Source organism: Desulfocurvus sp. DL1XJH-121 (assembly GCF_054819825.1).
Genome location: NZ_JBTVWW010000020.1, coordinates 20,968 through 44,332 on the forward strand (window position 1 = coordinate 20,968; position 23,365 = coordinate 44,332).

Consider the following 23,365-nt stretch of genomic DNA (forward strand, 5'->3'; position numbering starts at 1 on the left):
CTCCTCCGGACGGGACCGCCATGACGCACCGCGACGCATCGGGAGCCGACGACCGTTTCGAATCCTGTCTCCACGCCCTGCACAATCCCGTGGCGGCCGTTGACGCCCACGGCCGCGTCGTGTTCGCGAACCTGGCCCTGGCGGGCCTGTTTTCCCTGACCCCGGACGCCCTTGCGGGAACCGACTGCCGGGACGCCCTCGCCCCCCTGCGGCTCATGCAGACCGTGCGCTCCGGCGCGGCGGAGCTGGCGGAGCGGCTGGACATCGGCGGCCGGACGTTCATCGCCAACCGCGCCCCCGTGCGCAGGGACGGGCGCGTCGTCGGGGCCGTGGCCCTGCTCCAGGAGATCACCGGCATCGAGGCCGAATCCAGCGAGCTGGCCCGGACCAGGCAAATCAACCAGGAGCTGGACGCCATCATCGAGTCGTCCGTGGACGGCATCTACGTCTGCGACGGGACGGGCCTCACCATCCGCGTGAACCAGGCCTACGAGCGCATCACCGGCATCCGGCGCGAGGACGTTCTGGGCAAGCGCATGCAGGCCCTTGTGGACATGGACTTCTTCAACGAGTCCGTGACGTTGCGCGTCATACAGAGCCGCCGGACCGAAACCCTGATCCAGACGAACAAGACGGGCAAGACCGTGATGGTCACGGGCAATCCGTTTTTCGACGACCAGGGCGGCATCTCCCTGGTGGTGACCACGGTGCGCGACGTCACGGAGCTCAACCGCCTGCAAGGCGACCTGGAGCGCATGGAGAGCCTGCGCGAGCGGTACGAAAGCGAGCTGGAGAAGCTGCGGGAGGGACGCGGCGACGGGCCCAACACGCTGACTCGCTCCAAGACGATGCAGGAGATCTACGACCTTGCGGTGCGCGTGGCCCAGGTCGACGCCACGATCCTGATCCAGGGCGAATCCGGCGTGGGCAAGGAGGACCTGGTCGACCTGATCCACCTGCGCGGCCCGCGGCACGACAAGCCCCTGGTCAAGATCAGCTGCGCGGCCATTCCCGAACATTTGCTGGAGTCCGAACTGTTCGGCTACGTCCCGGGGGCCTTCACCGGCGCCAGCAGGAACGGCAAGGCCGGCCTGTTCGAAACGGCCCACGAGGGGACCCTGTTCCTGGACGAGATCGGAGAGCTGCCCAAACGGCTGCAGGCCAAGCTGCTCAGGGTCCTGCAACAGCGCGAGATCATCCGCGTGGGCAGCACCGGGCCCGTGCCCGTGGACGTGCGGATCATCGCGGCCACCAACCGGGACCTCCAGGCCATGGTGGAGCGCAAGGAGTTCCGGGCGGACCTGTTCTTCCGGCTGCAGGTGGTGCCCATCCACATCCCGGCCCTCAGACGACGCAGGGAGGACATCATCCCCCTGGCCCGCCATTTCCTGGCGGCCTGCAACGCGCAGTACGGCTGCCGCAAGCGGTTCGAGCCCCGGGTGCTGGACATCCTGGCCAGCCACGACTGGCCGGGCAACGTCCGCCAGCTGAAGAACCTCGTGGAGCGGCTGGTGGTGGTCACGCCCTCGGACGCCATCCGGCCTGGGGACCTGCCCGAGGGCTTCGCTCCCGGGGCCGCACCCGCCCCGCTCCTGGCCGCCGGCTCCCTCCAGGCCGCGCTGCACGACCTGGAGCGCCGAATCCTCGAACAGGCACTGGAGACGCACAAGAGCACCCGCAAGATGGCCCGGGCCCTGGGGATCGACCAAGCCACCGTGGTCCGCAAGCTCAAGCGCCACGGCCTGCGGCCTTGACCCCCGCACCCGCCCGATGCGCAAACGCATCGGCCAAGAATCCCATCACCAGCAAAAATCGCCTCCAATGGCAATAGGTTGTGCTTTTTCAGGCCAAAATCGATGCGCCAACGCATCGCTTTAAAAGCAAGACCCGCTCCCCGACCCCGCCTTTCCGCCGTCCTAAATTACACGACAAGGTTTTGAGATAAATACACATTTTTATCATTCCAAAGACACCATCCGCTCCCAGCCGGACATGGCACCGAACTTGCGAAGGGAGGGCGGACCGCGCCCCGAGCTTGGGGCCCCGGCCGCCTGCGCCTGGATGCGCTGTCCGCATTCGTGTCCTGCAACCAACGTTCATACGAGAGGTACGGCAATGCCCATGATGACCGGCGAGCAGTACGAGGAAAGCCTCCGCAAGCTCAATCTGCACGTGTACATGTTCGGCAAGAAAGTGGAAAACGTCGTGGACGACCCCATCATCCGCCCTTCCATGAACGCGGTGAAGCTGACCTACGAACTGGCGCAGAACCCGCAGTATGAAGACCTGATGACCGCCACGTCCCACATCAGCGGCAAAAAGATCAACCGCTTCACCCACATCCACCAGAACACCGAAGACCTGGTGCGCAAGACCAAGATGGGGCGCCTGCTGGGGTCCATGACCGGCTGCTGCTTCCAGCGCTGCGTGGGCATGGACGCCCTCAACGCCGTGTCCATCGTGACCTACGACATCGACCAGGCCAAGGGCACCCGCTACCACCTGAACTATCTGGACTACCTGGCATACGTGCAGGAGAACGACCTCACCGTGGACGGCGCCATGACCGACCCCAAGGGCGACCGCTCCCTGCCCCCCCACAAGCAGCCCGACCCCGACATGTTCATGCACGTGGTCCGGGAGGTGGACGGCGGCTTCATCGTCAGCGGGGCCAAAGCCCACCAGACCGGCGCGGTCAACTCCCACGAGATCCTGGTCATGCCCACCATCGCCATGCGCGAGGAGGACAAGGACTACGCCATCTCCTTCGCCCTGCCCAGCGACGCCCCGGGCATCACCTACATCCTGGGCCGCCAGTCCTGCGACACCCGCAAAAGCGAGACGGGCGGCATGGACTGCGGCAACCGGATCTACGGCGGCCACGAGGCCCTGGTGGTCTTCGACGGGGTCTTCGTGCCCTGGGACCGCGTGTTCATGTACAAGGAGCACGAATTCGCGGGCAAGCTGGTGGAGGCCTTCGCCTCCTACCACCGCCAGAGCTACGCCTGCAAAGCCGGGGTGGGCGACGTGCTCATCGGCGCGGCCCAGAACATCGCCGAGTACAACGGGGTGGAGCGCGCCTCGCACATCAAGGACAAGATCATCGAGATGAACCACCTGAACGAGACCCTGTACAGCTGTTCCGTGGCCTGCGCCTGCGAGGGGCGGGCGGAACCCTGCGGGACCTACTTGGTGGACACCCTGCTGGCCAACGTCTGCAAGCAGAACGTGACCCGCTTCCCCTACGAGATCAGCCGCCTGGCCCAGGACGTGGCCGGGGGCCTCATGGTCACCCTGCCCTCGGAGCAGGACCTGCGCTCGCCCGAGGTGGGCAAGTGGGTGGAGAAATACTACCGCGCCTCGCCCAGGACCAACACGGAAAACAGGTTCCGCATGCTGCGGCTCATCGAAAACCTGACCCTGGGCACGGCCGCGGTGGGCTACCTGACGGAATCCCTGCACGGCGCTGGCTCCCCCCAGGCCCAGCGCATCATGATCGCCCGCCAGGCGAACATGAAACAGAAGCAGGAAGCGGCGAAAAAGCTCTGCAAGATCGAAGAATAGCCTGGCAACGCCGAGCGCCGAACGGCGGCGCGACGCACAAAGGCCGGCTCCCCCATGGAGGACCGGCCTTGCGCGTTGCGTCGCGTGAAACGGTTTTCGCTAGGCGATGGCGTTCACGCCGTCGGACGTGCCGCCCAGGGACATGGCGCCCTCGCTGGCGGTGTCGTCGGCGTTCTGCAGGTAGGCCTGGATGGCCTGGGCGATGAGATCCTTGGCGAAGTCGGACCCGGAATCGGTCTCTCCGGAGTCCGAGGGCTGGGCGGCCGCGTTGAGCACGGAGCCGAGGTCCGCCACGTCCACGCCCAGGAACTCGGCCAACTCCTCGTCCGTGACCACGCCGTCGCCGTTGGCGTCGGCCTCGTCGGTGGAATCCGAGGTCAGGGCGTCCTCGATGGCCGAGGACAGGGAGCCGCTGGTGCTGCTCTCCTCGCCGCCGGACACGCCCGTGGCGTCGTCGCTGGAGACCTCGACGGCCGTTTCGCCGCTGTCGCCGGTGGCGTTCTCCATCATCTGCTCCAGCATCTGGGCCATGAAGTCCCGCATGCTTTCGAGCTTCTCCTGCAGAGCGGCGGCCTCCTCCTCGGAAAGCTCGCCGTCGCCGTCGGCGTCGAACTCCTGGAGGAGCATGTCCTCCATGCTGGCGTCGTCGCCTCCAAGCTCGGAAAGAAGATCCATGGAGGTGACGCCCGAGTCCTGCATCAGGTCCTTGATGTCCTGCAGGGACATGGTGCTGGTGTCTACGCTGGAAATGGTCATTTCTGCCTCCTAGGCACAGGTTTCGCGGCCCCGGGGGGAGGGTCGCGTGCAAGGAAAATTCTGCCGCCGGCAGCGGCTGTGCGGGGCATCCTGCAAGAACCCTCCCCGCCAACCTGGATTTCTCCGCCTGTTCTGTTAAGAATGTTTAATAATAATAGTCGGAAACGCCACGCCGCCCCCCGGCGTCCGAAACCGCCGGGCCCGGGCTGGAGGCCATACGCGGATTGCCCTTGAACTGCGGAGAAAAGGATTCTAGGCTGGTCGTTCGAATAACCGGCTGTATCGGGAGAAAACACATGAGAAGCCACAAGATCACCAAGGGCCTGGAAAAGGCCCCGCATCGTTCCCTGCTCTACGCCCTGGGCCTGACCGAGGAGGAGATGAACCGTCCCCTCATCGGCGTGGTCAACGCCGCCAACGAGGTCATCCCGGGCCATATCCACCTGCACACCATCGCCAAGGCCGCCAAGGAAGGCGTGCGCCTGGCCGGCGGCGTGCCCCTGGAATTTCCGGTCATCGGCGTATGCGACGGCATCGCCATGAACCACGCGGGCATGAAGTTCTCCCTGCCCTCGCGGGAGATCATCGCCGACTCCATCGAGATCATGGCCACGGCGCATCCCTTCGACGCCCTGGTGATGATCCCCAACTGCGACAAGATCGTGCCCGCCATGCTCATGGCGGCGCTACGCCTGAACATCCCCACGGTGGTGGTCTCCGGCGGCCCCATGATGGCGGGCGTGGACGGCATGGACCTGATGAACGTGTTCGAGGGCGTGGGCCGCGCCAAGCGCGGCGAGATCGGCCAGGCCGAGCTGACCCGCCTGGAGCAGGGCGCCTGCCCGGGCTGCGGCTCGTGCTCGGGCATGTTCACGGCCAACTCCATGAACTGTCTCACCGAGACCATCGGCCTGGGCCTGCCCGGCAACGGCACCATCCCGGCGGTCACGGCCGAACGCGTGCGCCTGGCCAAGACCGCGGGCATGCGCGTCATGGACCTCCTGGCCAAGGACATCAAGCCGCGCGACATCGTCACGGCCAAGTCCGTGGCCAACGCCGTGACCCTGGACATGGCGCTGGGCTGCTCCACCAACACGGTGCTGCACCTGCCGGCCATCTTCGCCGAGGCGGACCTGGACCTGACCCTGGAAATCTTCGACGAGGTCAGCAAGCGCACCCCGAACCTCTGCCACCTGTCCCCGGCGGGCACGCACCACATCGAGGACCTGCACCGCGCGGGCGGCATCCCGGCGGTGATGAGCGAGCTGGTCAAGCGCGACCTCCTGAACCTGGACGTGATGACCGTCACGGGCCGCACCCTGGGCGAAAACCTGGAGGCCCTGGGCGCCAAGGTGCGGGACTACGAGGTCGTGCGGCCCATCGACGAGCCCTACAGCCAGGAGGGCGGCATCGCGGTGCTCACCGGCAACCTGGCCCCCGAGGGCTCGGTGGTCAAACAGTCCGCCGTGGCCCCGGAGATGATGCGCCGCACGGTCAAGGCGCGGGTCTTCGACTCCGAGGAGGAGGCCGGGGCGGCCATCCTGGACGCCAAGATCAAGGCCGGGGACTGCGTGGTCATCCGCTACGAGGGGCCCCGGGGCGGCCCGGGCATGCGCGAGATGCTCTCGCCCACGGCCAACATCGGCGGCATGGGCCTGGGCAACTCCGTGGCGCTGATCACCGACGGGCGCTTCTCCGGCGCCACGCGCGGCGCGGCCATCGGCCACATCTCCCCGGAAGCGGCCGACGGCGGGCCCATCGCCCTGGTCCGCGAGGGCGACGAGATCGAGATCGACATCCCCGGCCGCAAGCTGGAGCTCAAGGTGGACGAGGCCGAGCTGGCCAAGCGCCGCGAGTCCCTGGTGCTGCCGCAGAAGGTCCTGGATTCGCCGTTCCTGCGCCGCTACGGCGCGCAGGTGCGCTCGGCGGCCCAGGGCGCGCGCTACAAATAAAAAACGCCGTGGCGGCCCCGTACGCGCGCGTACGGGGCCGCCACAAAAACTCTTCGACACCGGGGATCACGGCCATGGCCAACAGATGGGACGGCAGCGCGGTGGACCGCTACGAGGCGTGGTTTCAGACGCCCGAGGGGTCCTTTGCGCTCTCGCGCGAGCGGCGTCTCATCGAGCGCCTGGTTTCGCCCTGGCCCCGGCGCGGCCAGCGCCTGCTGGACGTGGGCTGCGGGCCCGGGGTCTTCATGAAGCTGTTCTGGGAGATGGGCTTCGACGTCTCGGGCCTGGACGCCTCCCCGGACATGCTGGGCGCGGCGCGGCGCAGGCTGGGCCCCCACGCCGCCTACCACCTGGGCCGGGCCGAACACCTGCCCTTTGGCGACGACGAGTTCGACTACGTGTCCCTGCTCACGGTGCTGGAGTTCTGCGAGAATCCGCTCACGGCCCTGCGGGAAGCCCGGCGGGTGGCCAAGTACGGCATCTTGGTGGCGTTTTTGAACCGCTATTCCCTGTACTACTACAGCCACGGCGTGTCCTGGCCCTGGAAGGGGGGCAGCGGGGCGCTCATCGAGGCGCGCTGGTTCTCCTGCCGCGAGGTGCGCCGCCTGGTGCTGGAAGCCACGGGCCCCAAACCCATCAGCTGCGGAGCCGTGCTGCCCGGGCCCATCTGGTCCTGGCGCGAGACCCCGCCCTTCGGCTGGCTGAACCGCTGGGTCTACCCCCTGCCCCTGGGGGCTTACGGCGCGCTGCGCGTGGACTTCGCCGGGGAAAAACCCCTCAGCCCCCTCTACGCCCTGTCCAACTCCACCGCATAGCGGCCTCCGCACGCCCCTTTGCGCCCGCCGCGCGGGCCCTGTTTTGACATTTGGGCCGCTTTGGACTAACTGCAAGCGGCTTGGACCCTTTTTGGAAATCTTTCACTTCACCGGCTTGATACGCAATGCAAAGCATACAGAAGATCAAGGGCGTGGCGGACATGTTCCCGCCCGAGAGCACGAAGTTCGCCCTGCTGGAAAATACGGCCCGGGCCCTGTTTAGCCGCTACGGCTACGACGAGGTGCGCATTCCCATCATGGAGCCCACGGGGCTCTTCGCCCGCTCCATCGGCGAGGAGACCGACGTGGTGCAGAAGGAGATGTACACCTTCGACGACCGCAAGGGCCGCAGCCTGACCCTGCGCCCCGAGGCCACCGCGGGCCTGATGCGCGCCTTCATCGAGAACAAGCTGCACCAGCCGGGCAAGGTCTCCAAGCTCTTCACCTTCGGCCCCATGTTCCGCTACGAGCGGCCGCAAAAGGGCCGCATGCGCCAGTTCCACCAGCTGGACGTGGAGATGATCGGGGCCAGCGAGCCCCAGGCCGACGCCGAGCTGGTGCTGATGCTCAACGCCTACCTGCGCGAACTGGGCCTCAAGCAACTGACCTTCGAGGTCAACTCGCTGGGCTGCCGCGAGTGCCGCCCGACCCACCGCCAGGCCCTGGTGGACTTCTTTGCCGGACTGGAGCATTTCGACGAGCTCTGCGACGACTGCAAGCGCCGGGCGAAGACCAACCCCCTGCGCGTCTTGGACTGCAAGGTGGAGCGCTGCCGCGAGCTGACCAAGGACGCGCCGTCCATCGAGGACTGCCTCTGCGACGGCTGCCGCGACTCCTACCAAGAGATCCTGGGCATCCTGGACGCCGCGAACGTGGACTACGTCAAGAACCAGCGCCTGGTGCGCGGGCTGGACTACTACGTGGGCCTGACCTTCGAGGTCACCAGCACGGACATCGGCGCGCAGACAGCCGTGGCCGGCGGCGGGCGCTACGACGGGCTCATCAAGCAGCTGGGCGGCCCGGACGTCCCGGCCACGGGATTCGCCATCGGCATGGAGCGCCTGGCGCTTTTGGCCGCCGACGCGCCCGAGGCGCGGCCCGACTTCTACGTGGCCGTGCTCGCGCCCGAGGCCGCCACCCCGGCCCTGGCCCTGGCCCAGCGCCTGCGCGCCGAGGGCCTCGGCGGCGAGGCCGGGTTCTCCTCGGGCAGCATGAAGAGCCGCATGCGCGCGGCGGACAAGTCCGAGGCCCGGTTCTGCCTGATCCTCGGCGACGAGGAGATCGCCAGCAACACCGTGACGGTCAAGGACATGGCCAGCGGCGAACAACGGACAGTGGGGCAGAACGAAATCCCTGATTGTCTAGAAATTTCCTAGTTTTTTTCGTTTGATACTCTGGAAAAAGGCGGATTCGGCCTCCCTCGAACGAATCTAACCTTTCTCTAACAATTTTAGCATGTTGACATAAAAACGAAGTTTCTGCTTCTGGCGCATTTTCCGGCGATTTTCGACCTGGGGGTCGTCAACCGCCCCAAAACGCGGCACAAGCCAAGCCAGGGCCATTTCCCGCCTTGCGAGGCGAAAAGGCCCAACCGCAGCCCGGAGAGAACAAAGGACATCCCATGGAAGAGACCTACGACATCCAAAAAGAGCATCAGAAATACATCAGCGCCCTGGACGGGTGGCGCCGCACCCACCACTGCTGCGAGCTCACCGCCGGTAACATCGGTGCCGAGGTCTGCCTCATGGGCTGGGCCCAGTACCGCCGGGACCACGGCGGCCTGATCTTCATCGACCTGCGCGACCGCAACGGCCTGACCCAGGTGGTGTTCTCCCCGGACTACAACGCCAAGGCCCACGAAGAGGCCCACGTGCTGCGCACGGAATACGTGCTGGCCATCAAGGGCGTGGTGCGCGAGCGCCCCGAGGGCATGCACAACAAGAACATGGTCACCGGCGACGTCGAGGTGGTGGTCACGGACTGGAAGCTGCTCAACACCTCCAAGACCACGCCCTTCGCCATCGAGAACCGCGTGGACGCCTCGGAGAACCTGCGCCTCAAGTACCGCTACCTGGACCTGCGCCGTCCCAAGCTGGCCGCCAACTTCCAGTTCCGGCACAAGGCCGTGCAGAGCGTCCGCCGCTACCTGGACGAGCAGGGCTTTTTGGAGATCGAGACCCCGATCCTCAACAAGTCCACCCCCGAGGGCGCGCGGGACTTCCTGGTGCCCAGCCGCCTCAACGACGGCCAGTTCTACGCCCTGCCCCAGTCCCCGCAGCTCTTCAAGCAGCTGCTCATGGTCTCGGGCATGGAGCGCTACTACCAAGTGGCCCGCTGCTTCCGCGACGAGGACCTGCGCGCCGACCGCCAGCCCGAATTCACGCAGATCGACTGCGAGATGAGCTTCGTGGACCAGGAGCAGGTCATGAACATGGCCGAGACCATGATCCGCCGCCTGTTCGCCGAGACCATGGACCTGGCCCTGCCCGAGCCCTTCCCGCGCATGACCTGGCACGAGGCCATGCGCGACTACGGCCTGGACAAGCCGGACACCCGCTTCGACCTTCGCCTCAAGGACGTGACCGAGATCGTGCACGGCGGCGGGTTCAAGCTCTTCGCCCAGGCCGAGCTGGTCAAGGGCATGCGCGTGCCCAGCGGCGTGGACATGTCCCGCAAGGAAATCGACGACCTCACCGAGTTCGTGAAGATCTACGGCGCCAAGGGCCTGGCCTGGATCAAGGTCAAATCCGAGGACGAGTGGCAGTCGCCCATCGTCAAATTCTTCTCCGACGAGGAAAAGGCCGGGCTGGCCAAGGCCCTGGGCATGCAGGTGGGGGACATCGTGTTCTTCCAGGCCGGTCCCGCGGACATGGTCAACGCGGCGCTCGGCAACCTGCGCAACGAGCTGGCCGAGCGCCTGGGCCTCATCGAGGAGGGCACCTTCAACCCCCTGTGGGTCACGGACTTCCCCCTCATGGAGTGGGACGCCGAGGAAAAGCGCTGGCAGGCCCTGCACCATCCCTTCACCGCGCCCACGGACCCCAGGGACCTGACGGAGAACCCCGGCCAGGCCCTGTCCAAGGCCTACGACATGGTGCTCAACGGCCACGAGATCGGCGGCGGCTCCATCCGCATCCACACCCAGGAAGTCCAGCAGGCCATGTTCAAGGCGCTGGGCATCGGCGAGGAGGAAGCCCAGGCAAAGTTCGGCTTCCTGCTGGAGGCCCTGGAGTTCGGCGCGCCGCCCCACGGAGGCATTGCCTTCGGCCTGGACCGCCTTATCATGATCCTGTGCGGGTCCTCGTCCATCCGCGACGTCATCGCCTTCCCCAAGACCCAGAGGGGCACCTGCCTGATGAGCGAGGCCCCCGGCGCCGTGGACACCAAGCAGCTCAGGGAACTGCACATCCGCCTGCGCGAAACCAAGAGCGAGTAGGAACCACGGAGCAGCCATGAAACGCACACTCAGCGTCTACCCCGACCCGGTCCTGGCCCAGCGCGCCGAGGAGATCACCGAGATCACCCCGGAGCTCAGGCAACTGGCCGAGGACATGGCCGAAACCATGTACGCCAACGACGGCATCGGCCTGGCCGCGCCCCAGGTGGGCGAGTCCTGTCGCCTGGTCGTCATAGACATCACCGGGCCGGACAGGCGCGAGGACCTGCGCGTACTGGTCAACCCGAAAATCACCGAGAAATGCCCGGACACGGTGGAGACCGAGGAAGGCTGCCTGTCCGTGGCCGGGATGCGGGCCAAGGTGCGCCGTTCGGCCGCCGTGACCGTGGAGGCCACGGACCTGGACGGCCAGCCCGTGACCATCGAGGGCGAGGACCTCATGGCCGTGTGCCTGCAGCATGAGCTGGACCACCTGGAGGGCAGGCTGTTCATCGACCACATCAGCCGCCTGAAACGCTCCATGTACGACAAGAAGGTCCGCAAATGGATGCGCAGCAGCGAGGACTAGACCCCCTCAAGGTGGTCTTCATGGGCACCCCGGAATTCGCCCAGGTCAGCCTGGAGCACCTCCTGGCCTTTGACGGCGTGTCCGTCATCGGCGTGTATACCCAGCCCGACCGCCCCTGCGGCCGGGGCCAGGCCTGCAAGCCTTCCGACGTCAAGGTCTGCGCCCTGGAGCACGGCATCCCCGTGCACCAGCCCGAGAATTTCAAGTCCGACGAGGCCGTGGCCGAGCTGGCCGCCCTCGCGCCGGACCTCCTGGTGGTGGCGGCCTACGGCCTGATCCTGCCCCAGCGCGTGCTGGACGTCCCGCGCCTGGGCGCGCTGAACGTGCACGGCTCCCTGCTGCCCAAGTACCGCGGCGCGGCCCCCATCCAGCGGGCCATCCTAAACGGCGAGACCTCCACGGGCATCACCATCATGCGGATGGACGCGGGCATGGACACCGGCGACATCCTGCACGCCCGGTCCATGACCATCGGCATGTACGACACGGCCGAGACCCTGCACGACGACCTGGCCGACATGGGCGGGCGCATGATCGTGGAGGCCATCGAGCGCCTACGCGAGAACCGCCTGGTGCGCGTGCCCCAGGACGACGCCCTGGCCACCTACGCGCCCAAGCTGGAAAAGGCCGAGGGCGAGCTGGACTGGACCCGCACCGCTCAGGAGGTCCACGACCGGGCCCGCGCCATGCACCCCTGGCCTGGGGCCTTCTTCACCTGGGGCGCGGCCCCTGGCGGCAAGGCCCTGCGCCTGGTGCTGACCCCCGGCCGCGTCGGGGACGAGCTCGCCGAGCCCCGGCCCGAGCCCGGGACCATCCTAGGCGTAGTGGACGGCATGCTGGCCATCGCCTGCGCGGACCGGGCCTATCTCGTGCCCTCGCTGAAGCCCTCGGGCCGCAAGCTCATGGACGCCACGGCCTTTGCCTGCGGCTACATGAACAATTGCCCGACTCCGCAGCAACCCCCGTCCTGCAAGGGCTGATAACCAGTTCGCACGTTGACATTTCCCGCCCCGCCTGCTCATATCGCATCCTGGCGGGACAGAGTCTTTCGAACCGGCACAACGGCATCTCCACCATGAAAAAGAAACCCACCACCCTGGAACGCTTCGACGCCCAGGACCAGAACGCGGGCTTGGCCCGCAAGCGCCTGTTCATCGGCCTGATCACGGGCGCGTCCATGCTGCTGTGCACCTTCCTGGTCCTCTTGTGGGTCATCCCCTTCGTCGGGCTGTCCAACATCCACCCCCTGGCCCCCTGGGTCCTGGGCCTCTTGGTGGGGACGCTGATCCTGCTCATCGGCTGGGCCTCCCTGGGCCTGGTGCTGAACATCCTTCTCGGCCGCAGCCTGCCCTACACCCGCCGCCTGCGCGGGCTGATCATCAAGCTCTTCCTGCCCATGATGGTGTTGCTGGGCAAGGCGCTGGGCATCTCCAAGCAGCGGGTCCGCTCGTCCTTCATCAAGGTCAACAACGAGCTGGTGCAGAGCGAGGCCGGGCGCTACCAGCCCTCGGAAATCCTGCTGCTCATGCCCCACTGCCTGCAGAACAGCCGCTGCGAAATGCGCCTGACCTACGACGTGAACAACTGCAAGCGCTGCGGCAAGTGCCCCATCGCCGCGTTGCTGGATTGCTCCGAGCACTACGGGGTGCACTTGGCCATCGCAACGGGCGGGACCATCGCCCGGCGCATCGTGGTCCAGATCAGGCCCCGCATGATCATCGCCGTGGCCTGCGAGCGCGACCTGTCCAGCGGCATCCAGGACGTCTACCCCCTGCCCTGCTTCGGGGTCATGAACCAGCGGCCCCACGGCCCCTGCCTTGACACCAACGTCTCCCTGGAAGAGCTGGAAACGTCCCTCAGACGCTTCCTGGCACCCGGAACACTGCCGCCCTCCCCGGAAGCCTAGGAGCCCGCCATGGCCCGTTCCCGCCGCAACGGCCACCCCACTCCGCCCCCGGCCCGCAAAGCCGCCCTGGCGGCCCTGCATTCCTGCCTGCGCGGGTCGGACATCCAGGCCGCCCTGGACCAGGCCCTGAACGCGGCCGGCCTGGACCCCCGCGACGCCGCCCTGGCCACGGAGCTGGCCTACGGCACCCTGCGCTTCAAGGCCCGGCTGGACTGGCTCCTGGCCCGGCACCTCCCGGACCCCGAGGGCCTGCCCATGCCCATGCGCCTGGCCCTGGCCGTGGCGGCCTACGAAATTCTGCATCTGGAGCGCATTCCCGCCTACGCCTCCGTGGACTGGTGCGTGGAGCACGTGAAGCAGGCCATCAATCCGCGCCTGGCCAAGGTCGCCAACGCGGTGCTGCGCCGCCTGGCGGACCTGGGCGCGGATGCGGACGACCCCGCCGTATTTTCAGAGGACGGACCGGACCGGGACGAGCTTCTCGCGCGCCTGCATTCCGCTCCGCTGTGGCTGGTCCGCTTGTGGACCGAGGGCTACGGTCCGGAGCGGGCCGAGGCCTACCTGACCGCGTCCGTGCAGGCCCCGCCCCTGGGGCTACGCGCCCGCCCCGGCGGGGAGGACCGCCTTGGGGAACTGGCCGGGTCCGAGGACTGCGTCCTGGCCCTTGCCAACGGCGCGGCCCTGGCCCACGCGCCCGACGATCTGCGCGAACTTCTGGACTCCGGGGCCATGGTGCGCCAGAGCCTAGCCGGTCAGCAGGCCCTCGCGGCCCTCGGGCCGCGGCAGTGGCGGGGGCCCGTGTGGGACGCCTGCGCAGGACGCGGCGGCAAGTCTTTGCTTCTGGCGGACCTGGGGCTGGCGCCCATCCTGGCCACGGACCCCAGCAAGGCGCGCATCCGCGGCCTGTCCCGGGAGCTGCGCCGCCTGGGCGTGGATTCCATCCTGCCCGTGCGCTGCCGCGCGGACCTGGGCGCCCCGGCCACGCGGCCCTTCGGGGCCGTGCTCGTGGACGCGCCCTGCTCGGGCCTGGGCGTGATATCCCGCAGACCGGACACCAAGCTCAAGCGCGCCCCCGAGGACATCGACGGGCTGGTGCGCGTGCAGGCCCGCATCCTTGACGCCTGCGCCGCCACCCTGGCCCCGGGCGGAACCCTGGCCTACATGACCTGCACCCTGAACCCTGCGGAAAACCAGGATCAGGTTCGCGCCTTCCTGGAGCGGCATCCCGGCTATGTCCTGGGCTCCGAGTTCCAGACCCTGCCGGACTCGCCCCTGCGCGAGTTTTTCTACGCCGCCTCCCTCACGGCCCCCTGAACGCCCTGTCGTTGCGCGCTCCTTCGGCCTGGGGCATGATCGACTTTTCCCAGCAACCCCCAGCCACAGGATATTCGCCATGACCGATTCCCTCGCCAGCCGCATCAACATGGCCATGGGGCGCGAGCCCGTGGACCTGCTCGTCACCGACGCCCGGGTCTTGAACGTGTTTTCCGGCGAGATCCAGGATACCTCCGTGGCCGTGGGCCACGGGCGCGTCGTGGGGTTCGGCGATTTCCTGGCCCGCAGGACCGTAAGCGCGGGCGGGCTGTATCTCCTGCCCGGGCTCATCGACGCCCACGTGCACATCGAGTCCACCATGGTCTCGCCCCGGGAGTTCGCCCGCTGCGTGCTGGTCCACGGCACCACCACGGTGGTGGCCGACCCCCACGAGATCGCCAACGTGCTGGGCGCGGACGGAATCCGCTACATCCTGGACGCCACGCGCGGCATCCCCCTGGACGTGCGCGTGATGCTGCCCTCCTGCGTCCCGGCCACGCCCTTCGAGAACGCCGGGGCCGTGCTCCGGGCCAAGGACCTGGCCGCCCTCATGGATCTGCCCGGGGTCCTGGGCCTGGGCGAGATGATGAACTATCCCGGCGTGGTCAACGCCGACCCCGAGGTCCTGGCCAAACTGCGGCTCGCCCGGGAAGCGGGCCGCGCGGCCGACGGCCACAGCCCCGGGCTCTCGGGTCGCGACCTGCAGGCCTACGTGGGCGCGGGCATCCTCACGGACCACGAATGCGCCAGCCCCGCTGAGCTTGCCGAGCGCGTGGGCCTGGGCATGTACGTGCTGCTGCGCGAGGGCTCGGCCACGCGCAACCTCGTGGCGCTCCTGCCCGGCGTGACCGAGGCCAACGAACGGCGCTGCCTGCTCTGCACAGACGACCGCGAGCCCTCGGACGTGCTTGCGCGCGGGCACCTGGACCACAGCCTGCGCCTGGCCGTGGCCCACGGGCTGGACCCGCTGCGGGCCGTGCGCATGGGCACCCTCAACACGGCCCAGTGCTACGGTCTCGCTGATCGCGGGGCCGTGGCCCCGGGCTATCGGGCGGACTTCTTCCTGGTGGACGATCTGGCGGAATTTCGCGTGCGCGAGGTCTATGCGGGGGGCGAACTGGTGGCCCGGGACGGGGAGTGCCTCTGGACGCCAGAGCCCCTGGATTCCGACGAGGTGGCGCACACCGTGCGGCCCGCGCCCCTGGCCGGGGACGACCTGGCCCTGCGCCTCGACGCGCCCCGCGCGCGGGTCATCGGCCTGGTGCCGGACAACGTCCTGACCACGGCCCTGGAGCGGGACGTGGTCCTGGACGCGGAGGGCCTGTTCCACGCGGCGGCCAACCCTGGGCTGGTCAAGCTGGCGGTCATCGAACGCCACAGGGCCACGGGCAACGTGGGCCTGGGCATCCTCTCGGGCTACGGCCTCGCGGGCGGGGCCATCGCCACCACCGTGGCCCACGACTCCCACAACATCGTGGCCGCCGGGGACAACGACGCGGACATGCACGTGGCCGTGCGCGACTTAGTGGACATGGGCGGGGGCATCACCATGGTCCGCCAGGGCCGGGTGCTGGCCCATCTGCCCTTGCCCATCGCCGGGCTGATGAGCGACAGGCCCGTGGCGGAACTGGCCGAAACCCTGAAAAAAATGATCGCCCTGGCTCACAGCGAGTTGTGCGTTCCTAAGGGCGTTCAGCCGTTCATGAACCTGAGCTTTTTATCCCTGCCCGTGATTCCGGACCTGAAGCTCACGGACGGCGGGCTGTTCGACGTGCGGACCTTTTCCTTCGTTCCCGTGAGCGCGGGCTAGGTCCCGCCGCCCTCCCCGGAACCGGCCACGCGCACGCGGTTGGTGACCTTGTCGTAATACAGATCGTTTTTCTCCAGCTGAATGGGCCGCTTGCGCCCCATGTTCAGCTTGGTGATCATCAGGTTCAGCTTCTGCATCTGCTTGAGCTTGGCCTGCTCGTCGCGGCAGTTCTCCAAAAGGTCCAGGGCCCGCTGAATGTCCTTTTCCTGCTGCATCTCCGGGGGCAGGTGCCCGGAGTTCCTGAGCACCTTGTAGGCCATGCGCAGGTCCTCGGGGATCATGGAGTCGTCCTCCAGGACCAGGGGCCGCCCCATGCCCTGCAGGTTGTCGAATTCCCCGCGCTCCTGGGCGGCCTTGATGGCCCGTTCGGCCACCTCGTCGATGATGCTCAAAAAGCCCATGGCCCGAACCTCTTCGGCAGGTTATCAGCCCTTGCCGGCCGTGGATTCCCCGGCGTCGTCCAGGTCCCCTTCAGGGCCGCCGAACCAGGGCTTCAGGGGGGGCAGTTCGCAGCCGTCGGCCAGCTCGCGGCGGATGTCCCCCACCGAGGCCGAGGCCGTGCCCACCTCGGCCACCACCACGCCGGCGGCCAGGTTGGCCAGGGCGCAGGCCTGGGGCAGGGGCACCCCGGCTGCGGTGGCCAGGGCCAGGGTGGCGATGACCGTGTCCCCCGCGCCCGTGACGTCGAAGACCTTGCGCGCGGCCGTGGGGATGTGGGTCACGCTGTCCGGCCCCTGGAACAGCGCCATGCCCTCGGGCCCCAGGGTGATGAGCAGGTTGGCGCAGGCGAGCTTGCGGAAGATGCGCACCCCGGCGCGCAGCACCGAGGCCTTGTCCTGGTCGCGGATCTCGGTCCCCGAGCCCTCCCCGGCCTCCTTGGCGTTGGGGGTCAGCAGGTCCACGCCCTTGTAGAGATGGAAATTGCGGATCTTGGGGTCCACGAACACGGGCGGGCGCTTGTCCAGTCCGTCCAACAGGGTCCAGAACCGGTCCATGAACTTGCGGGTGATGAGCCCCTTGCCGTAGTCCGAAAGGATCACGACCCCGGCGTCGCGCACCTCGGCGCGCAGAAAATCGAACACCTGCTCCAACACTGCGGTTGACAGGGTGTGCGTCTTTTCCCAGTCAACTCGTACTACCTGCTGGTTCTGGGCCACGATGCGCGTCTTGCGGATGGTGGGCCGGTCCGGATCGCAGACCATGTGCGCGGCGACTCCGCCCTCGCGCAGCAGCCGCCCCATGCGTTCGCCGTCCGCGTCGCGGCCGCACACGCCCACGATCACCGGGTCCCCGCCCAGGGACTTGACGTTGCGGGCCACGTTGCCCGCCCCGCCCAGGATGAACCGCTCGTCGTCCACGTGCACCACGGGCACCGGGGCCTCCGGCGAAATGCGGCCCACCTTGCCCACCACGTAATGGTCCAGGACCAGGTCCCCCACCACCAGGACCTTGGCGCCCTTGAGGCCTTCCAGGTAGCCCAACAGTTCGTTCTTGTACGGCATCAGCCCTTCCTTTGGCCCGCTTCCCGCGCCCTAGAGCATCTCGGCCAGGCCCGGAACCTCGGGCCCTTCATGGTCCGGCGGATCGGGAATCTCCGGCTCGTCAACACCCAGGTATTCCAATAAAACTTCCAATTCGTCCTGGCTGGCGTAGGCCAGCACGATGCTGCCCTTGTCCATGGTGCCGCGCACCTGCGCCGTGGCACCCACCACGTGGCTGATCCTGCGGCCCAGGTCAACCACTTCCTTGGACGGCGGCGCGGCCGGGGCCTTGCGCTTGGCGGCCGAGGGCGCGGATCCGTCGCCGGGCAGCACGCCCATGCGTTTCCAATAGGCGGCCACGGCCTCGGTCTCGCGCACGGACAGGCCCTTGTCCAGGATGCGCAGCCGGAATTCCTCCTGGTCCGCCGCCTCGGTCACGGCCAGAAGCGACCGACCGTGGCCCGCGGTCATGTTGCCCTTTCGGATGTCCAGCTGGATGGCGTCGGGCAGCTGCATCAGGCGCAGGGTGTTGGCGATGGCCGAGCGGCTCTTGCCCACGCGCTCGGCCAGCTCCTCCTGGGTCAGGGAGAACTGTTCCTGCAGGCGCTTGAGGCCCATGGCCTCCTCTATGGGATTCAAATCCTCGCGCTGGAGGTTCTCGATGAGCGCGATGGCCAGGCTCTCCTGGTCGTCCAGTTCACGGACCAGAGCGGGGACCTCGACCAGCTCGGCCAGCTGCGAGGCGCGCCAGCGCCGCTCGCCCGCCACCAGCTCGTAGAGGAATTCCTCGCCCTGAATGGGGCGCACCAGAATGGGCTGCAGGACCCCGCTGGAGCGGATGGAGTCCGCCAGTTCGTTGAGGGACTCCTCTTCGAAGTCACGCCGGGGCTGGTTCGGATTGGCCCGGATGTGCCCGATGGGCACCATGGCGATCTCCGGGGCGTTCGACTCGTCGCCGAATCCCTGGAGCAATGCGTCCAGTCCGCGTCCTAGGCCTCTTTTCGCCGCTGCCATACGTGCTCTCCTTGACAAACGTGTTGCCGTTTCGATCTAATCCGCTCGAAGCAAATCCTTAATCCTGCTCAACCAGCCGGGGGACCCATGGACAAACCGTACACGCTGCTCTTCGACGACCAGGGCGCCTTTGCCGGAGTTTACATCTCCCCGGCCCTCTGGGAGCAGATCACCGATCAGATCCTGCCCATCCTGCGGGCCGCCGCGGGCCACGTCCCGGCCGAGCCCGAACTCCAGGAACCCCTGGACGATTGGAACACCCTGTTGGAGTATTGGGATTTCCCCTACCCCCCGGACAAGGGCGTCAGCTGCAAAAACTGCGGCGCCAGCACCGACGACTGGCAGGCCGACGACCCCCGGCGCTTCCGCCTGCGCTCCGCCACCTTCGGCGGCCTAGTGAGCTTCCAGTGCCAGGCCTGCAAGGCCCGCATCATCAAGCGCCATTTCAAGGACGGGGTCAAAAGCGAAACAACACCCTTTGTGGAGTGATCCGCACGCGGGTTTCGCTTTTTCCTAATTCATTCAATTAATGGGCTTTTCTGCCCACCACTTCGCGCGCCAGCTGCAGATAGGCCAGGGCGCCCGAGGACTTGATGTCGTAGCCGATGACGGGCTTGCCAAAGCTCGGGGCCTCGGACAGGCGCACGTTTCGCGGCACCACCGTCTCCAGCAGATAGTCCGGGAAGGTCTTGCGGATCTCGTTCTTGACCTGATGCGAGAGCCTGTTGCGCGCGTCGTACATGGTCAGCAGCACCCCCAGGAGCCTGATCTCCGGGTTCAGGCGCTTGCGCACCAGGCCGTAGGTCTGCAGCAGCTTGGCGATGCCCTCCAGGGCGTAGTATTCGCACTGCAGGGGGATGAGCACCTCGCGCGCCGCGCACAGGGCGTTCAGGGTGATGAGCCCCAAAGACGGCGGGCAGTCGATGAGGATGTACTCGTAGGAATCCTTCAGGGGCTGCACCAGCTTCTTCAAGAAAAATTCGCGGTTGGGCTGGTTCACCAGGTCCAGTTCGGCGGCCACCATGTCCTGGTGCCCAGGCAAGACGGAGAGAAACGGAATGGAGCTCTTCTGGATGGCCCGCGCCGCCTGTTCCGGCTCGCCGAGCACCGTGTAGAGGTTGTCCTCCAGATTTTCCGGATAGATACCGAACCCGCTGGAGGCGTTGGCCTGGGGATCGCAATCCACCACCAGGACATTCTTTTCCATCACGGCGAGGCTCGCGGCCAGGTTCACCGCCGTTGTGGTCTTGCCCACTCCGCCCTTTTGATTGGCGATAACGATCACTCGTGCCACGGTATCCCTCGCTTCAGGCTTCGGTCATGTTTCACGGGAAACAATTTCCTCATGTGCGGCTTCAACAGCTCCGAACCGCTTGCAGCAGGCCGGAAATCCTCATCAAGAGGAACAAGTTGAAGTGAGAGGAAACGAACCACTGCGGCTTGTGCACGGCCACCTTCGGAAGTTGAAAAATGAAGATCGGGGCCAGGATGTGAGAACCACATACCGGACCCCGACCAGACGTGTCAACGAGTCGACCCCAAAAAGGGGGTTGATCAGACCTTGAAGTACTCCCTGTACCAAGTGATGAAGTTCTTGATGCCCACCTCAATGGAGGTGTCGGGCTTGAAGCCCACATCCCGCATCAGGTCGTCAACATTGGCGTAAGTGGCGGGCACGTCGCCGGGCTGCAGGTCCATGTAGTTCTTCTTGGCGGTGACGCCGAGTTCCTTTTCGATGGCCTCGATGAAGGCGCCAAGCTCGACCACGTTGTTGTTGCCGATGTTGTAGATCTTGTACGGCGCGGGCGAGAAGCTGGGGTCCGGGGCCGCGGGATTCCAATCCGGATTCCCGGCGGGCACGTGGTTGGCCACCCGGACCACGCCTTCCACGATGTCGTCGATGTAGGTGAAATCGCGTCGCATCTTGCCGTGGTTGAAGACATTGATGGGCTCGCCCTCGAGGATGGCCTTGGTGAACAGGAACAGGGCCATGTCCGGCCTGCCCCAGGGCCCGTAGACCGTGAAGAACCTCAGCCCCGTGCATGGCAATCCATAGAGATAGCTGTAGGAATGGGCCATCAGCTCGTTGCCCTTCTTGGTGGCCGCGTAGAGGCTGATGGGATGGTCCACGTTGTGGTGCACGGAGAACGGCATCTCCGTGTTCAGGCCATACACCGAACTGGACGAGGCGAACACGCAGTGCTCGACCTCGTTGTGGCGGCAACCCTCAAGGATATTCAAGAATCCGACGGAATTGGAATCGATGTACGAGCGCGGGTTCTTCAAGCTGTAGCGCACCCCGGCCTGGGCCGCGAGGTTCACGACATGGGTGAACTTCTCGGACGCGAACAGGGCGTCCATGTCCTCGGCGTCCTGGAGATTGATGTTCACGTGGCGGAAGCCGTCGCGGCAGGTAAGCTGGGCCAAGCGGTCTTTCTTGATCTGCACGCTGTAATAGTCGTTGAGGTTGTCCAGCCCCACGACCTCGTGGCCTTCGTCGAGAAAACGCTTGCTCAGATGAAAGCCGATGAAACCGGCGGCGCCGGTGACGAGAATCTTCATGCGGGTATCCGGTCCTGTTCAGGATGAAAGTTCGAGAGGGGCTTTTCATGTTTCACATGAAACATCAAAGAGCCTCATCAGTCGCCCGCGCAGAGTTCCAGTTCAACCGCAAAAAATCAAGTGGAATGGGCAAAACCGTGGCCGTCTGGCTCTCGGCGGCCATCTCGCGCATGGTCTGCAGGTAGCGGAGCTGCAACGCGCCGGGGCTGGCGTCGATGATCCGGGCCGCCTGGGCCAGCTTGTCCGCAGCCTGGAACTCGCCCTCGGCGTTGATGACCTTGGCCCGGCGCTCGCGCTCGGCCTCGGCCTGCTTGGCCATGGCCCGCTGCATCTCCTGGGGCAGATCAATGTACTTGAGCTCCACGGTGCTGACCTTGATGCCCCAGGGGTCGGTGTGCAGGTCCAGGATGGACTGGATCTGCTCGTTGACCTTGTCGCGGTGGGCCAGAATCTCGTCCAGCTCCACCCCGCCGCACACGCTTCTGAGGGTCGTCTGGGCCAGCTGCGAAGTGGCATACATGAAGTCCTCCACCTCCACGATGGCCCGCACCGGGTCCACCACGCGGAAGTAGACCACGGCGTTGACCTTGATGCTCACGTTGTCGCGGGTGATGACGTCCTGGTTGGGCACGTCCAGGGTGATGACCCGAAGGCCCACGCGGATCATGCGGTCGATGACGGGAATAAGAATGATGAGCCCCGGACCCTTGGCCGTGAGAATGCGGCCCAGGCGAAAGACCACGGCCCGCTCATACTCGTTGAGCACCCTGAGGGAGGCGGCGAGAAACAGGACCACCAGCACCAGGGCAGGCAAATACACGTACATGGAAACCTCCGTATAGCTCAAGGTTGATTGTCGTTTGCATCCGTCGCATCGGGCGCGGCGGGCTCCACGTGCAGCATCAGCCCCTCCACCGCCACCACGCGCACGCGCTGGCCGGACGACAGATCGGCGTCCGAGGAAGCCCGCCAAAGCTCGCCGCGCACGAACACCACCCCCTCCCGGGCGCGCCAGGTGCGCACCTCGGCCGTGAGCCCGACCATGGCCTGGGCTCCTAGGGCGGGGCGCGCCCTGTGCGCCCGGGAGATGAGCACCAGGCAGCCGCCCATGAGCACGGCCAGGGGAATGATGGTGGACAGGATGAGCCCCAGGGGCAGCCCGGGCAGCCCCGAGGACGGGTCGAACAGAATGGTCGAACCGAAGAACAGGGCCGTGAGGGCGGCCACCCCGAGCATGCCGAAGCTAGTGACGTAGATCTCGAGGATCAGGAGCACCAGGGCGAAGAGGATGAGCAGCACCCCGGCCGCGTTGGTGGGCAGGACCGACAGGGCATACAGCCCCAGGATCAGACACAGACCGCCGAACACCCCCGGGAAAACGGCCCCGGGGGTGGTGAACTCGAAGAACAACCCGGCCATGCCGCCCAGAAGCAGCAGATAGGCGACCTGTGGGTTGAGCAGCCAGGACAGGAGGGTGTGGCGAACGCCGGGTTCGAAGTCCTGGAAGCGCAAGGTTTCGGCAGGAACCTCCAACCGCTTGCCGTGAAAGAAAAAACCCCGGGCCGCAACCTGCCTGAACAGGTCCTCGCGGTCCAGTGCCACGTACTCCACCACCTCGAGCATCACGGCCTCGTCGGCGCTCACGCTCACGGCCTCGCGCACGGAACGCTCGTACCAGGCCACGTTGCGCCCGCGGGATTTGGCCACGCCGCGAACCAGGCTCAGGATGTCGTTCTCGATCTTGGAACGCAGGGTTGCGTCCATGTCCTTGCCGCCCATGGACACCGGACTGGCCGCGCCGATGGTGGACTGCGGGCTCATGGCGGCCACATGGGAGGCCGCCACCAGGAACACGCCCGCGGACGCGGCCCTGGCCCCGCTGGGCCCCACCCAGACCACCACGGGAACGGGGGAAGCCAGGATCTGCTTGACCATCTCGCGCATGGACTCGGCCAGGCCGCCGGGCGTATCCAGACGCACGAGCACGGCCCGGGCCCCCTGCTCCACGGCCTGGTGCAGGAGGCCGCGCAAGGCGTCCTCGGCGGCCGGTGTCACGGGGCCGTCCAGCTCGCCACAGAGGACCACAAACCCCGCGTCGGGGGCCGCGTCCTGGGCCGAAGACGCGACCCAGCCCGAGAACGCCAGAAAGACGAACACCAGGGCCGTGCAGCAGGCCCGAAGGACAAAGGTATTCCGCACGCAGCACCCCCGAGAAGAGTGTTGGCC

Annotated in this window: 20 protein-coding genes; 12 read left to right on the plus strand and 8 right to left on the minus strand. The window is 66.7% G+C overall.

Annotated features, from left to right (window positions below):
• The first annotated feature begins 20 nt into the window (after nt 1-20).
• Both ACYYG1_RS13255 and ACYYG1_RS13260 read left to right on the plus strand, forming a co-directional pair.
• Complete coding sequence (locus tag ACYYG1_RS13255) at nt 21-1,754, plus strand: sigma-54 interaction domain-containing protein (RefSeq protein ID WP_461210803.1); 1,734 nt, start codon at nt 21-23, stop codon at nt 1,752-1,754.
• A gap of 361 nt (nt 1,755-2,115) precedes the next feature.
• Entirely contained in the window at nt 2,116-3,564 is a 1,449-nt protein-coding gene (locus tag ACYYG1_RS13260) for a 4-hydroxyphenylacetate 3-hydroxylase family protein (RefSeq protein ID WP_461210804.1), read from the plus strand.
• Between the two features lie 99 nt (nt 3,565-3,663).
• Here the strand turns inward: ACYYG1_RS13260 and ACYYG1_RS13265 are convergent, their stop codons facing one another.
• The gene (locus tag ACYYG1_RS13265; RefSeq protein ID WP_461210805.1) at nt 3,664-4,320 is read right to left on the minus strand and encodes a hypothetical protein; all 657 of its coding nucleotides are present in this window, start codon (nt 4,318-4,320) and stop codon (nt 3,664-3,666) included.
• A gap of 296 nt (nt 4,321-4,616) precedes the next feature.
• On the opposite strand from ACYYG1_RS13265, the gene ilvD reads away from it, so the two are divergent.
• The 9 genes from ilvD (at nt 4,617) to ade (ending at nt 16,082) form a co-directional block, all read left to right on the plus strand.
• Nucleotides 4,617-6,272, plus strand: a complete 1,656-nt coding sequence (gene ilvD / locus ACYYG1_RS13270; RefSeq protein ID WP_461210806.1) for a dihydroxy-acid dehydratase — start codon at nt 4,617-4,619, stop codon at nt 6,270-6,272.
• Nucleotides 6,273-6,346: 74 nt separating this feature from the next.
• Complete coding sequence (locus tag ACYYG1_RS13275; protein ID WP_461210807.1) at nt 6,347-7,087, plus strand: class I SAM-dependent methyltransferase; 741 nt, start codon at nt 6,347-6,349, stop codon at nt 7,085-7,087.
• A gap of 125 nt (nt 7,088-7,212) precedes the next feature.
• The gene (hisS, locus tag ACYYG1_RS13280) at nt 7,213-8,463 is read left to right on the plus strand and encodes a histidine--tRNA ligase (protein WP_461210808.1); all 1,251 of its coding nucleotides are present in this window, start codon (nt 7,213-7,215) and stop codon (nt 8,461-8,463) included.
• 245 nt (nt 8,464-8,708) lie between these two features.
• Nucleotides 8,709-10,523, plus strand: a complete 1,815-nt coding sequence (gene aspS / locus ACYYG1_RS13285) for an aspartate--tRNA ligase (RefSeq protein ID WP_461210809.1) — start codon at nt 8,709-8,711, stop codon at nt 10,521-10,523.
• A gap of 16 nt (nt 10,524-10,539) precedes the next feature.
• Entirely contained in the window at nt 10,540-11,052 is a 513-nt protein-coding gene (gene def, locus ACYYG1_RS13290; protein ID WP_461210810.1) for a peptide deformylase, read from the plus strand.
• Entirely contained in the window at nt 11,028-12,032 is a 1,005-nt protein-coding gene (fmt, locus tag ACYYG1_RS13295) for a methionyl-tRNA formyltransferase (protein WP_461210811.1), read from the plus strand. Before def ends, fmt begins: the two co-directional genes overlap by 25 nt.
• A gap of 95 nt (nt 12,033-12,127) precedes the next feature.
• A complete protein-coding gene (locus tag ACYYG1_RS13300) occupies nt 12,128-12,958 on the plus strand; it encodes a DUF116 domain-containing protein (RefSeq protein WP_461210812.1) in 831 nt (276 codons plus the stop codon).
• 9 nt (nt 12,959-12,967) lie between these two features.
• Nucleotides 12,968-14,272 (plus strand): RsmB/NOP family class I SAM-dependent RNA methyltransferase, encoded by a 1,305-nt coding sequence (locus ACYYG1_RS13305; RefSeq protein ID WP_461210813.1) that lies wholly within the window; start codon nt 12,968-12,970, stop codon nt 14,270-14,272.
• A gap of 79 nt (nt 14,273-14,351) precedes the next feature.
• The gene (gene ade, locus ACYYG1_RS13310; RefSeq protein ID WP_461210814.1) at nt 14,352-16,082 is read left to right on the plus strand and encodes an adenine deaminase; all 1,731 of its coding nucleotides are present in this window, start codon (nt 14,352-14,354) and stop codon (nt 16,080-16,082) included.
• On the opposite strand, the gene ACYYG1_RS13315 is transcribed toward ade, so the two are convergent.
• Genes ACYYG1_RS13315 through ACYYG1_RS13325 form a run of 3 tightly spaced genes read right to left on the minus strand, consistent with a single transcriptional unit; the run spans nt 16,079 to nt 18,577 of the window.
• The gene (locus tag ACYYG1_RS13315) at nt 16,079-16,483 is read right to left on the minus strand and encodes a DnaJ family domain-containing protein (RefSeq protein ID WP_461210815.1); all 405 of its coding nucleotides are present in this window, start codon (nt 16,481-16,483) and stop codon (nt 16,079-16,081) included. The two genes, ade and ACYYG1_RS13315, sit on opposite strands and share 4 nt — an antisense overlap.
• Before the next feature lie 24 nt (nt 16,484-16,507).
• On the minus strand, nt 16,508-17,584 hold the full coding sequence (gene rfaE1, locus ACYYG1_RS13320) for a D-glycero-beta-D-manno-heptose-7-phosphate kinase (RefSeq protein ID WP_461210816.1): 1,077 nt from the start codon (nt 17,582-17,584) through the stop codon (nt 16,508-16,510).
• Between the two features lie 30 nt (nt 17,585-17,614).
• Nucleotides 17,615-18,577 carry a ParB/RepB/Spo0J family partition protein gene (locus ACYYG1_RS13325; protein WP_461210817.1) on the minus strand — a complete coding sequence of 321 codons (963 nt, stop codon included), beginning with the start codon at nt 18,575-18,577 and terminating at the stop codon, nt 17,615-17,617.
• Nucleotides 18,578-18,664: 87 nt separating this feature from the next.
• Here ACYYG1_RS13325 and ACYYG1_RS13330 point away from each other — a divergent pair, with 87 nt between their 5' ends.
• Complete coding sequence (locus ACYYG1_RS13330; protein WP_461210818.1) at nt 18,665-19,066, plus strand: hypothetical protein; 402 nt, start codon at nt 18,665-18,667, stop codon at nt 19,064-19,066.
• 37 nt (nt 19,067-19,103) lie between these two features.
• Here ACYYG1_RS13330 and ACYYG1_RS13335 read toward each other — a convergent pair whose 3' ends face one another.
• The 4 genes from ACYYG1_RS13335 to ACYYG1_RS13350 all read right to left on the minus strand — a co-directional run bounded on the left by ACYYG1_RS13335 (nt 19,104) and on the right by ACYYG1_RS13350 (nt 23,338).
• Nucleotides 19,104-19,871, minus strand: coding sequence for a ParA family protein (locus tag ACYYG1_RS13335; RefSeq protein ID WP_461210819.1), 768 nt, complete (start codon nt 19,869-19,871; stop codon nt 19,104-19,106).
• Nucleotides 19,872-20,131: 260 nt separating this feature from the next.
• Nucleotides 20,132-21,139, minus strand: a complete 1,008-nt coding sequence (locus tag ACYYG1_RS13340) for an NAD-dependent epimerase (RefSeq protein WP_461210820.1) — start codon at nt 21,137-21,139, stop codon at nt 20,132-20,134.
• A gap of 64 nt (nt 21,140-21,203) precedes the next feature.
• Nucleotides 21,204-21,965 (minus strand): slipin family protein, encoded by a 762-nt coding sequence (locus tag ACYYG1_RS13345; RefSeq protein WP_461210821.1) that lies wholly within the window; start codon nt 21,963-21,965, stop codon nt 21,204-21,206.
• Between the two features lie 17 nt (nt 21,966-21,982).
• Nucleotides 21,983-23,338, minus strand: coding sequence for an NfeD family protein (locus ACYYG1_RS13350; protein WP_461210822.1), 1,356 nt, complete (start codon nt 23,336-23,338; stop codon nt 21,983-21,985).
• Nucleotides 23,339-23,365: the final 27 nt, after the last annotated feature.